This window comes from Maridesulfovibrio zosterae DSM 11974, from assembly GCF_000425265.1.
GTDB lineage: Bacteria > Desulfobacterota > Desulfovibrionia > Desulfovibrionales > Desulfovibrionaceae > Maridesulfovibrio > Maridesulfovibrio zosterae.
Genome location: NZ_KE384342.1, coordinates 221,911 through 234,261 on the forward strand (window position 1 = coordinate 221,911; position 12,351 = coordinate 234,261).

Annotated in this window: 10 protein-coding genes and 3 tRNA genes; 8 read left to right on the plus strand and 5 right to left on the minus strand. The window is 41.5% G+C overall.

Features of this window, described 5'->3' with window-relative positions; translation table 11 throughout:
- Positions 1-84: 84 nt before the first annotated feature.
- The 3 genes from H589_RS0112510 to H589_RS0112520 all read right to left on the minus strand — a co-directional run bounded on the left by H589_RS0112510 (position 85) and on the right by H589_RS0112520 (position 2,178).
- Positions 85-642, minus strand: a complete 558-nt coding sequence (locus H589_RS0112510; RefSeq protein ID WP_027722334.1) for a manganese efflux pump MntP — start codon at positions 640-642, stop codon at positions 85-87.
- 112 nt (positions 643-754) lie between these two features.
- Complete coding sequence (locus H589_RS0112515; RefSeq protein ID WP_027722335.1) at positions 755-1,444, minus strand: TVP38/TMEM64 family protein; 690 nt, start codon at positions 1,442-1,444, stop codon at positions 755-757.
- A complete protein-coding gene (locus H589_RS0112520) occupies positions 1,441-2,178 on the minus strand; it encodes a glycosyltransferase family 2 protein (protein ID WP_027722336.1) in 738 nt (245 codons plus the stop codon). Before H589_RS0112520 ends, H589_RS0112515 begins: the two co-directional genes overlap by 4 nt.
- Positions 2,179-2,266: 88 nt before the next feature.
- Between H589_RS0112520 and H589_RS0112525 the strand changes: the two genes are divergently transcribed.
- From H589_RS0112525 to ptsP, 4 genes are all read left to right on the plus strand, one after another.
- Positions 2,267-2,342, plus strand: a tRNA-Met gene (locus H589_RS0112525).
- A gap of 466 nt (positions 2,343-2,808) precedes the next feature.
- Positions 2,809-3,867, plus strand: coding sequence for a dihydroxyacetone kinase subunit DhaK (dhaK, locus tag H589_RS0112535; protein WP_027722337.1), 1,059 nt, complete (start codon positions 2,809-2,811; stop codon positions 3,865-3,867).
- A 179-nt stretch (positions 3,868-4,046) separates the two neighbouring features.
- The gene (dhaL, locus tag H589_RS0112540) at positions 4,047-4,676 is read left to right on the plus strand and encodes a dihydroxyacetone kinase subunit DhaL (protein ID WP_027722338.1); all 630 of its coding nucleotides are present in this window, start codon (positions 4,047-4,049) and stop codon (positions 4,674-4,676) included.
- A 224-nt stretch (positions 4,677-4,900) separates the two neighbouring features.
- Positions 4,901-7,390, plus strand: coding sequence for a phosphoenolpyruvate--protein phosphotransferase (gene ptsP, locus H589_RS0112545; RefSeq protein ID WP_027722339.1), 2,490 nt, complete (start codon positions 4,901-4,903; stop codon positions 7,388-7,390).
- Positions 7,391-7,532: 142 nt separating this feature from the next.
- On the opposite strand, the gene H589_RS0112550 is transcribed toward ptsP, so the two are convergent.
- Entirely contained in the window at positions 7,533-8,153 is a 621-nt protein-coding gene (locus H589_RS0112550) for a LysE/ArgO family amino acid transporter (RefSeq protein ID WP_027722340.1), read from the minus strand.
- A 103-nt stretch (positions 8,154-8,256) separates the two neighbouring features.
- On the opposite strand from H589_RS0112550, the gene H589_RS0112555 reads away from it, so the two are divergent.
- The 4 genes from H589_RS0112555 to H589_RS0112570 all read left to right on the plus strand — a co-directional run bounded on the left by H589_RS0112555 (position 8,257) and on the right by H589_RS0112570 (position 11,117).
- Positions 8,257-9,141 carry a LysR family transcriptional regulator ArgP gene (locus H589_RS0112555; RefSeq protein ID WP_027722341.1) on the plus strand — a complete coding sequence of 295 codons (885 nt, stop codon included), beginning with the start codon at positions 8,257-8,259 and terminating at the stop codon, positions 9,139-9,141.
- Between the two features lie 135 nt (positions 9,142-9,276).
- Positions 9,277-9,352 (plus strand) — tRNA-Met (locus H589_RS0112560).
- A 208-nt stretch (positions 9,353-9,560) separates the two neighbouring features.
- Positions 9,561-9,636, plus strand: a tRNA-Met gene (locus H589_RS0112565).
- A gap of 296 nt (positions 9,637-9,932) precedes the next feature.
- Positions 9,933-11,117, plus strand: a complete 1,185-nt coding sequence (locus H589_RS0112570; RefSeq protein WP_027722342.1) for a CgeB family protein — start codon at positions 9,933-9,935, stop codon at positions 11,115-11,117.
- Between the two features lie 71 nt (positions 11,118-11,188).
- On the opposite strand, the gene H589_RS0112575 is transcribed toward H589_RS0112570, so the two are convergent.
- Positions 11,189-12,337, minus strand: coding sequence for a YibE/F family protein (locus H589_RS0112575; RefSeq protein WP_027722343.1), 1,149 nt, complete (start codon positions 12,335-12,337; stop codon positions 11,189-11,191).
- Between the last annotated feature and the right edge of the window lie 14 nt (positions 12,338-12,351).

A 12,351-nucleotide genomic window follows, 5' to 3' on the forward strand; every position in this document is an offset into this window, starting at 1 on the left:
AATTTTGTTGCAGAATATACCGATGCTTGAACTCTGTCAAAATAGTTATGAGATAAAAGTAATTTTTTTGCTGATAATTTTTAATTATAGAAGCAGTAGTTTAAGTCCTATTAAAATAAGAACAAAACCGCCGATTCTTTCAGCAATATGACTGTATTTTGAGGCGCTGGCGAATTTTTTTCCAAGCCATAGTCCAAAAGAAGTTAAGATTGCAGCAGTTAAACCGATATAAATACATGGTTCTGCTATAGGGTAGTTCATGACGGCGAAAGATAGTCCTACAGCCAGAGCATCAAGACTGGTAGCTACAGAAAGAAATATTAGGGATATTCCTTTAGTCGGATCTTTATAATTTTTACATGAATCATCAATATGAAAAGATTCCTGGATCATTTTCCCACCTACAAGTGCAAGCAGAAAAAAAGATATCCATGGAGCGTATGTAACAACGATGGATTTTATAGTTAGTCCGGCAGTCCAGCCTAAAACAGGCATGATTGCCTGAAAAAGTCCAAAGTGAAATGATAGTCTAAAATTTTGGCGTTTACTGACATGAGGCATGCACAATCCGCATGCAACAGCGATTGTGAAGGCATCCATTGCAAGAGCAATAGATAAAATTATAATTTCATATTTGGACATATAATTTGTCGCCGTATAAGGTTTTAGTGTTTGCTGTACTTATAAAATTAGCCAATGTGATTAAGGGAAAAATCGCATTGGCTTTTGATAAAAAAATCTGGAAAAGTTGGTTTTATTCTATAACAGCTCCAGCTTGATTCTTATATTTTTGATATATTTTGAATCCAAGCAGAGTCGATATGGCAAAGAGAATTACCGCCATTACCATCTGGACTGATGATGAAACATTAATACCCGACCCAAAAAGGGCGAATACAACGTTCTGGGGTACATATCCTACCGTTGATCCTAAAATAAACGGCAAGGCTGGAATGCTGGTTACCCCAGCCAGTACATTTGTTATAACATTACTGCCGATAGGAAAAAAGCGAATTGTGAGAGCCATATTGAAAGGACTGCGCCTAAGGAAATCATCAACTTTCTGAATGCGTGATCCAAATTTTCTTTTGATGAAAGTTCTTCCAACCAGTCTGGAATATGTAAAGGCACATGCACAGCCTAGTCCTGTACCAATGGAGCCGAGTAATCCTCCAAAGGCAAAACCGTATGCATAGCCTCCCATAAAACAGATAATCTGACGTGGAAAACCGATTGCAGAAAAGAACGTTGCCAGTCCAACGTAAGTCAGAATTCCTGTCAGCCCTCTTGAACGGACATGTTCATCCATCCATTTGGTATCAAGGGCATCGGCAAGTCCTGCATACCTGATCAAATAAACGATAAGGGCCAGCACCCCTAACATAGTCAACCCTTTAATAAGAGCTTTTATGCTTAATTTTGAGTCACTTTTCAGGGATGTCATAAGTCTTTTTCGTTACTGCGTTCTTTAATCTTATATGAAAAGTGACGGCTTTGAATCCAGCGAACACCAAGCAGATCGTATCCACCCGCTATAGCACGATCGATAGTGCCATATTTGGATTCTCCCTGATGACGGGGACGGTGATTAACTTTTACTTCGGCAACACTTGCACCCTGCATTTTCATGAGTGTAGGCAGAAAACGATGCATACCATTAAAACGTGGAATCTCACGAACCATGGTTGTATCCATAATTTTCAGTGAACACCCTGTGTCCTTCACTGATTCGCGAGTTAAACGGTTGCGTATTGCATTAGCTATTTTGGATGCAATTCTTTTAATCCAGACATCCCTGCGTTTTTCACGCCAGCCGATAACCATCTCATGGCCTTTATTATATAACGAAAGCATTGCCGGCAGGTCTGCCGGATCGTTTTGCAGATCCGCATCCATAGTGGCAACACGCGGTGCCTTTGCCTCATCGAAGCCTGCACAGAATGCTGCTGACTGTCCGCGATTCTCTTCAAAAGAAATATAACGAGCTTTGGGGTAATCTTCTGAAATATCACTAAGTACGGCGAGGCTTGCATCTGTGCTGCCGTCGTCTACAAAGATAACTTCGTATGGAATTTTAATCGGTTCTAGTGCCGAATTAATTTCCTGCATCAGTTTTCGTAAATTGTCCTGTTCATTATAAACAGGGATTACGAGGGAGAGTTCATATTGATTTGTCATGTCGAGAGATGAGATAAGAAAATTTAATAAATTTGTAAATAGCTGTTGACAACTTAGAGGTCGGACTGTAGACATGCTCTCACAGTGACGCGGGGTGGAGCAGTTGGTAGCTCGTCGGGCTCATAACCCGAAGGTCGTTGGTTCAAGTCCAGCCCCCGCAACCACATTGATATAATATAACCCGTTCTTTGAGCGGGTTATTTTTTTGTCTAGTCGCTTTTGCCTGCCTCATACAGCAATCTCTACATTCTTATTTATTTCTGAAAATTATATTTCGTTTCGAATATGAAAGATTTTACAGTCGTAAAACTCCGTTGTTCATCCGATCTTCATTTATGCTCATTTCAAAACATTCATAGATTTTTACTCTTTATCCATTATATAAAATGAACTAACTAAAATAGTGCGTTAGATAGTAAGTGTGTTATAAAATGTAAAAAAAATATTTTGTGTTATTTTTGAGCATGAGATGAAAATGAAAGAAATTATGTTCGAAAACGAATATTTAGCATGCTCGAAAAAAATAATAATGATAGAATTCAAAAATAATAAGTTCATTTGTCGACATAACTATCGTTTTGTTTTAGTTTCGGACAACGGAATGTTAACCAGAACCAGAGGTGATGTTTGATGAAAAAACTGATCAATGATGTGGAAAATGTGGTTAAGGAACAACTCGAGGGTATGGCGATTGCTCACCCTGAGCTGACAGTCAAGTTCGACCCCTACTATGTCTACAGATCTGATGCCCCGGTTAAAGGCAAAGTTGCAATTATTTCCGGTGGAGGATCAGGCCACGAACCAATGCATGGTGGATTTGTAGGTAAAGGTATGCTTGATGGTGCCTGCCCTGGTGAAGTTTTCACTTCCCCCACACCAGACCAGATGTACGAATGCGCTAAAGCCGTAGACAGCGGTGAAGGCGTTCTTTTTTTGGTAAAGAACTACACTGGCGACGTAATGAATTTCGAAGCAGCATCTGAACTGATTGCTGCAGAAGGTATTAAAGTACAAAATATCCTTCTTGATGATGATGTAGCGGTTAAAGACAGTCTCTACACTGCCGGAAGGCGTGGTGTAGGTGTGACGGTTCTGGCAGAAAAAATTGTCGGCGCTGCTGCAGAAGCAGGGTACAATCTTGAAAAATGCTCAGATTTATGCCGCAAAGTTAATCAGTATGGTCGTTCTTTCGGTGTTGCGCTGTCTTCATGCACCGTTCCAGCTGCCGGTAAACCTACTTTTGAACTGGGCGAAGATGAAGTTGAAATGGGTATCGGTATTCACGGCGAGCCCGGAACTCACCGCATGCCTATTAAATCCGTTGATGAAATGACTCAGTATGCTGCTGAGCAGATTGTTGACGATCCTGCATACTCTCGTACCGTTCGTGAATGGGACGGCAGTGATTGGGAAGAAAAAGTACTCGTCGATGAGCCTTTTGCAAAAGGTGATAAAGTTATCGCATTTGTAAACAGCATGGGTGGAACTCCGGTTTCTGAGCTGTATGCGGTTTACAGAAAATTAGATGAAGTATGCAAAGACAAGGGAATTACTATTGTCCGCAACCTTGTAGGTCCGTACATTACTTCGCTAGAAATGCAGGGTTTTTCTATTACTCTGCTTAAAGCTGATGATGAGATCCTCAAATTCTGGGATGCTCCTGTAAAAACTCCCGGATTGACATGGTAATGGCTAATAGATCTAAATAGTTATAAATGTGCGCAGGCGTGGAAAAATATTTTTTACGCCTGCGTTCCTGTTTTTTCGACGGTTGACGCCAATTTCGGCTTATGTTCCTCATTGCAGTATATGAATAAATTTCAACAATGACCCATGAAATTTGGCGTCAGTATTTTGGAGGATAAAAAATGCCTATGAATAAAACCCAGCTTATTTCCTGGCTCGGAAGACTTAATGAAGTTTATGCCGATAAAAAAGAATACCTTACTGACTTAGATGCTGCTATCGGCGATGCTGATCACGGTATCAATATGAATCGTGGTTTCAGCAAGGTTATGGAAAAACTGCCTACAGTAGAGGACAAAGATATTGGAACTATCCTTAAAACCGTAGGAATGACTCTCATGTCCAGCGTTGGTGGTGCCAGTGGACCTCTTTATGGAACTTTCTGGATGAAAGGCGGTATGCTGCTTGGTGGTAAAGAAGAACTGAATTCAGAAGATTTTATGAATTTTATTGAGGCTGGAGTCGGTGGTATCCTTCAGCGTGGAAGACCCAATCTGGGGGATAAGACAATGTATGATCTTTGGGCTCCTGTCCTTGATGAAATCAAGGTGTGCGTAGCTAAAGGTGATGATGTTTCATCTATTGTAGATGCATCCCTGCCTGTAGCAGAGAAAGCTCTGGCTGATACAATTCCTTTGCAGGCAAAGAAAGGACGAGCCAGTTATCTGGGTGAGAGATCTATCGGACATCAGGACCCCGGTGCAACTTCTTCATACTATATGCTTGAAACTTTGAAAGAAGTGCTGAACTAGCTTTAATCCACTACGGATTTCCGGGGAGATTTGGATATAATCCATAATCTCTCCGGGGAGCCGGGGATCTTAAGGATCTTGGTTTTACCTGAATTATTTTTTTACGAATGATATCTAGGTTTGTTATGGGTTGAAATGCTGTAGGATGTCTGGATTAATGGCTAGTATAGTCGCTTTATGCCTATCTTTGTGAATTAGCTGATTGTGATTTTTCGGAGTATATTATGATTGGAATAGTGATAGTTTCCCATAGTGAGAAATTGGCAGAGGGTGTGCTTGAGCTTGCGGCGCAAATGACGCAGGGGAAGGTTGCCATGGAAGCTACAGGCGGTATAGACGATCCTGATAATCCCATCGGCACTGATCCTATGAAGGTTATGATGGCTATTGAGTCTGTTGCAATGCAGGCTGAAGATGGCGTGCTGGTTATGATGGATTTGGGCAGTGCTCTTATGAGTGCTGAGACTGCTCTTGATTTTCTGCCGGATGAGGTGAAGGCGAAAGTAATGCTTTGCTCTGCACCAATTGTGGAAGGAACTATGGCTGCTGCTGTTCAGGCTTCGGTCGGAGCATCCTTACAGGAAGCAATTGCTGAGGCGTCCACCGCTATTAACGTCAAGATTCAGCAACTGGCTCCGATTACCGGAGAGAGCATCAGTACTACTGATTGTGTACAGGAAGATATGCCTACAGGCGAGGAACTCAGTGCTGATTTGCTGGTGATCAATAAAATGGGACTTCATGCCCGTCCTGCTGCGAATCTTGTTTCTACTGCCGGAAAGTTTAAGTCCAGTGTGGCTATTCGTAAAGGAGCTGATTCTGCCTCTGCTAAGAGTATTAATCAGGTAGCTCTGCTTTCTGTTAAAAATGGAGACACTATTACTATTTCAGTGTCCGGGGCAGATGCTCAGGAAGCTTTTGATGCTTTGATCAAGCTGCATAAAGATAATTTCGGCGAACGGGATGAAGACGTTGCGGAATTAGTTGAAGATATTAAGCCGGTTGTTCAGGCGGGAGATGGAACTATTGTTGGTGCTCCCGGTTCAGGAGGTTATGCTGTCGGTACAGCTTATGTGCATCAGGCCACTCTTCCTGAAGTTGAACGTAAGAATATTTCTGATGTAGAGACAGAGCTGGAGAAACTTGACCTAGCCATTTCTACTGCACTGTCCGATATTAAAATTTTACAGCGTGAAACTGAAAAGACGTCCGGTAAGGCAAATGCTGCAATCTTTGAAGTACATGCGATGATTATCAGCGATAAAGATATGCGGGACAAGGCTGCAGAGATTGTTTCTGAGCAGCAGATTAATGCCGATTATGCCTGGTTTGAGGTTATGAATAAGATTACTGCTGATTATCGCAATCTTGACGATACATATATGCAGGCAAGAGCGGCTGATGTAATGGATTGCGGCGGTCGTGTGTTGCGTATCCTTGCTGGTGAAGAGGAGCAGGGTATCTGCCTTGAAAATGGAGCAATTATTGTGGCTCACGATCTTTCTCCTTCTGATGTGGCTGGACTTGATCTTGAAAAGGTGCTGGGCGTTGTCACAGAAATAGGTGGAGTTACTTCCCATGCTGCAATCCTCTCACGTTCAATGGGAATTCCTGCTGTTATCGGAGCTGGAAAGTCTATCCAGCAGATTCAAAATGGTACAATCATAGCCTTGAATGGTTTTGAAGGGGTTATCTGGCCTGAGCCTGAACAATCCGTTGTTAACGATATTGCTGAGAAGAGAGTTCTCTGGCTTGCTGAGCGTGAAGAGGCAAAGGCTAAGGGAGCGGCTCCGGCTAAAACGTTAGATGGTACAGATATAATGGTTATGGGTAATATCGGAGTCCCCGCAGATGCGCCTCGTGTATTTGAGTACGGAGCAGAGGGTGTTGGACTTTTTCGTACCGAGTTTCTTTTTCAGGACAGGTCGCAGGCTCCTACCGAAGATGAGCAGTTTGATGCCTATGTGGAGGCTGCCAGAGCTATGCAGGGGAATCCTGTGATTATAAGGACTCTCGATATTGGCGGTGACAAACCGGTTAAATATCTGGATACCCCTGAAGAGGATAATCCTTTTCTCGGTGAGCGTGGTATACGTTTTTGTATGGCGCGTCCTGAACTTTTCCGCACTCAGCTTCGTGCATTGTTGCGGGCAGCCAGTGAAGAAAATATATGGATCATGTATCCTATGATTTCTGATGTTGATGAGCTTTCATCTGTATTGGAAATTCAGAATCAGGCTCGTGAAGTGCTTGTAAGTGAAGGCGTAAAGATCGCCGAAAAAATAAAAACCGGGATTATGATTGAAGTACCGGCTGCTGTTGCAGTTGCTGATAAACTTGCTCAAAAGTGTGATTTCTTCAGCATTGGAACTAATGATCTTACTCAGTATGTAATGGCTGCTGATCGTGGAAATGCTTCGGTTTCTAAACTGTGTGATAATCTTAACCCAGCAGTTCTGCGTATGGTTGCTATGACCTGTGATGCAGCTAAAAAGGCTGGAATTGAGGTTGGAATGTGTGGTGAGCTTGCTGGAAACAGTAAGGCTTCTGCATTATTGCTGGGACTTGGGCTGGATGAATTAAGTATGAATGGCCCTGCAATTCCAGAAGTGAAAGAGGCTATCCGTTCCGTGAATATGGATGATTGCCGTGCTTTGGCTCAAAAGGTACTGGAAGCAAATTCAAGTGATGAAGTGCGGGATTTATTAAAGTAGCTTTGTTATTCATTAGAATTATTGAGACCCCGTTCAAATGAACGGGGTCTTTTTTTAGGGATAGTATCAAAATTATTTATTGATAAAAATTGTAATTTTTAAAATTTAAAATTCAAAAAAAATTTCGCGTGGTCGTTTTATCTTAAACACTTATAGCCTTACCAGCCATATTGAAAGCAATAGTCCACATTATTATAGCGATTAAACTGTCCAGTATTCTCCATGTACTGGGTTTACGAAATATCGGGGCAAGAGCACGTCCACCTAAACCAAGGGAGTAAAACCATAAGAACGATGCTGTGATGGCTCCAAGTCCGAAAATATACCTGGCATTCCCTGCATACTGACCACTCATGGAACCGAGCATAACAACTGTATCCAAATAAACATGTGGATTAAGCAGAGTAATGGTCAGCGTCAGCAGTATCACTTTGCCAATTTCAGTTGTTGCCACTTCTTCACTTTCGAGCTTTCCTCCTTTAATGGCTGAGCGGATTGAACCGAAACCATACCATGTCAGGAAAGCAGCCCCTCCCCATGCTGCGGGTTTCATGAGAATGGGATTGTTCGCGACAAGATCGCCTGTCCCCATAACTCCAAGTGTAATTAACACAGCATCGCAGAGAGCACATACAAGGCACACTGTGAGATGGTGATTTTTTTTGATACTCTGTGAAAGTACATAAGCATTTTGTGCTCCAATGGCGATGATAAGCCCAGCACCAGTTCCCAGACCTTGTATATATGGCGTAAACATAGTCATTTAGTTCCTCCTTTCATCCGTGTTTTCTGCAATGTATGCAGATTGTATGTATTAGTAAAATTAAATATTTTCATTTGTGATAAGTTTTGCTAATAATTAATTCATGCTTGATAATAAATTTTTAGAAGCTCTTACAGCTGTGGTTGATGAAGGCGGCTTTGAAAAGGCCTCAGTCAAATTGAATCTGACACAATCTGCAATTTCACAACGCATTAAAAATCTTGAGGAGCAATTGGGGCAGGTTTTAATCATACGGTCTTCACCTCCTGAGCCAACCGTGGCTGGCCGAAAATTGATAAAGCACTTAAAACAGGTGCGCCTGATGGAAGGTGAACTATCCGATTCGTTGGGGCTGGGTAATGATAACGATTTTACAAGTTTACCGTTGGCTGTGAATGCAGATAGTCTGGCAGGATGGTTACTGGATGCAGTCGGTGACTTTCTGCGTGAAAATCGTATCCTGCTGGATATATATGTTGATGATGAAAACCAGACCCATGAATTATTACGGCGTGGAGATGTTGTCGGATGCATTAGTACAGGGGCTAAACCTCTTAAAGGATGTCATAGCGAATATCTTGCAACGATAGATTACTTATGTGTTTGTACATCCGGTTTTTATAAGAAGTGGTTTCCAAATGGATTTGACCTTGAATCAGCTCGTAAAGCACCTGCTGCTTTGTTTAATCGCAGGGATGAAACTCACGGAAAGATGCTTGAGATAATGTTTTCGGGCGAGGTAGTTGTGCATCCTGTATTTTATATTCCGTCTTATGGTCCATTTGCAGACATCATACGCCGCGAACATGCGTATGGAATGGTTCCGCAGTATCAAGTCTGTGATGATATTGAAACTGGGAAGCTTATAGAATTTTTGCCTCAGGGAAGGGTGGAAGTTCCGCTTTATTGGCAGTCATGGGATATGGAGATTCCTCTATTGGCTGGTTTGAGAAGGGTATTGGTACAGTATTTTGAAAATATGTCTTAAGCATATTTCTAACTGTTTTATTCTTTAAAATTTAATATTTGAGTATAATTTAATTTATTTAACAATAAATTGATTTATTTTTTAGTATAGTGTTGACAAGCACACACCGTCCATGTAGACATGCGATCTCGGTGACGCGGGGTGGAGCAGTTGGTAGCTCGTCGGGCTCATAACCCGAAGGTCGTTGGTTCAAGTCCGGCCCCCGCAACCACTTAAAATAAATCCGGTCATGACGGATTTTCAGAAAGAATTGCAGAAGTAATCTGGAAGCAGATATAAACCTTTTTTTCTTACTGACGGATCAGAAATGCTTTTTAATAAAACATGGAAGGTTCGATAATATTTGAAATAATTTGCTGAATATTCGAATTAGTTGTTGACAGCAGATTATAGAGCATGTAGACATGCTCTCACAGTGTCGCGGGGTGGAGCAGTTGGTAGCTCGTCGGGCTCATAACCCGAAGGTCGTTGGTTCAAGTCCGGCCCCCGCAACCAGAATGATTATTAAAAAGGTCCAGCCTAAAGGTTGGATCTTTTTTTTGGTTTTCTGTGGATTACATAAATCGGGTCTACACCAAACAAGCGGGCGTAAGCCCGATAGATAAAACCTCCAGCCGTTTATTAGTTCTTCGACTCCTCGCACAAAAACCGCATGCTCAGCTGTTTGTTTTCAAGAATTATGAATTTATATACAGCCGTTGCCTGATTTACATTTAACGTATCAAATTTCTTCAAGTATCATATTCTTTTTAGTGTAGACATTGCATATTTGGCAGGATAAATAATTCTCTATGATCAAAGTCCCATGCATAAAAGGTCAAAGTCCACGAGTAATGCTTATCTCGCAGGATTACTTCATTGTTCCAGAGCTTATTAGGTCTTTAAAAAATCTTGGGATATCTTTTGTCACAGTAGATTTTCAGCAAAGTCCATCTTTTCTTAAAGATATGTTTAGGAAAATAGCAGGTTTCAGGCCTCATTTTATTTTGTCTATCAATCATGCCGGACTTGATGCGGATGGACAGGTCCTGGCGCTTTTAAAGCGTTGTGGTGTTCCGTTTGCAAGTTGGTTTGTTGACCGTCAGGAGTTATTTTTAAAAAAGGCAGTTGACCCAGATTCTCTACTTGCCGTTTTCAGCTGGGATCCTGAGGCTATCCATTTTTTGAATAAGAGAAATGTTCCATATTCTCAATTTCTTCCACTTGGAACTGATACATCGATTTTTTATCCTGACAAGTCTGCCCGTGGTCCAATATATCCTGTTTCCTTTGTTGGATCATCGTGGACAGCAAAGATTACGGATGTTTTGCGTGCAGGACGTTTTCCGGCCATATTATTATGTGAATATAAAAACTTAGCCAGATTATTAGAAGTTGATCCTGCTATCTGCATGCACGGGCTTCTTGACAATGCAGGGAGTAAGGTCTTCAAAGCTTGGGAGCAGATGACTTTTGAAAAGCGAGAAATGTATTTTCGTCTTATAAATCTGCAGGCTACGAGACTAAGGCGTGTCAAAATTGTATCTGAATTATTGGAATTTGAGCCGGTTATCGTTGGTGATGCATATTGGGCTAGAATTTTGTCCAAGAGTGAATTGGATTTCACATGGTGGAATCACCTTTCATATGAGAAACAGTTACCTGCTTTTTATAGGCAGTCTATATTGAATTTTAATGCAACAAGTCTTCAGTCTATATTTTCTTTGAATCAACGTGTTTCTGATGTTCCTGCGTGTCGTTCTTTTCTGCTGACTGAATATAGTTCTGCACTGGAAGACCTTTTTGAGCCTGGTAAAGAAGTTTCATGCTATAATGAAACAGATGATGTCTCAGCTGTTGTTTCAGAATGGCTTTCAGATGAAAACGGGCGCAAGAATATAGCTCGTGCCGGAATGAAAAGAGTTTTTGCTCATCATACGTATCAGCATCGGATTATCGAAATAATTTCAAAGATGCGTTTGTTTTTCTATCATTAATAGACAATATCTAAATTATTTTAAGGTTTATTTTTAATTGTTTTTATTAAGTTAATGGCTGAAGGGTGTTATTATAAACTGGAATCAGTTTTTTTATGTTCTTGAGTCTGATTTGGAATTCCACATAGTATAAATCCTGCAATCACAGCCGTTATTGGAGCAACAAGCACCAGTCCTACGCTGCCAACTAAAGTTCTGAAAATTTCAGCAGCAACAAGTTTAAAGTTGAGCATCCGTGTAAATGTTGCTCCTTTAGTTACAAAGAACATGACCATGGTCAGGTAGCCACCGGAATAAGCCAGTAAAAGGGTGGTAGTCATGGTTCCTGTGACCATGCGGCCGACATTAAATCCGGAACGGATAAGTTCGTTTCGAGAGATGTCAGGTCGTTTATCCAGAACTTCATTCATAGAAGCTGTTACATCCATGGCAATATCCATAGCAGCGCCGGATGCTCCTAGTATTACTGAGGCATAAAAGATGTCTTGCAGATCTATATTGAAGTGCCCTGAAAAGACCAGCATTGTAGCAAATGGAGCAGTCATGCCTGCCAGTTTAAGTTTTTCTCCAAAAATAAGAGTCAGGGAAAGGGCTAGAAAAAGTCCGCAGAGAGTTCCCAGTGTTGCTATCAATGTTACCTTAGAGAATCCTGCAACAGAGGTTATTATAACTACTGTTAAAAGGACAAGGGTTATTACACTGAGCCAGATAGGATTGCCACCGGCAAGCAGGCTTGGAATAAAAAATTTCCATAGAATATAAAAGCTTGTAATAAAACTGAAAAGAGCCTTCAAACCTATGCTCCGTGCATAGATTAAAAGGATCAGTACGAAGATCGCAAACAGTCCCAGTTCCCAGCCCTGGCGATACTGATTGACTGTACGTGCCTGAGTGGGAATCCCGTCAATAATGCGTACTGCCATGAGCAGAATATCTCCTGGATAATAAACTTCATCCATCTCAAGCTGGCCTGTAAGCTGATTTACTCCTACTACATTTTTCCCCTTGGCTTCACCTTCCATAAGTACAGCTGTTACATGCTGCGCACCTATTCTGGCTGTTCCCATGTCGACAAGAGCAGTGTTGTCCACGCTGGTTGCTACTGCACGAACTTCGTGTACATCGGGCGATCCGGTATTCATTGACTGGTCATACTGCAACAGCCCGATAATGCCTGCGATCATCAGAATAAAAAAGATAGGGGAGATAAACCGTTTCATCGAGTCCTCATAAT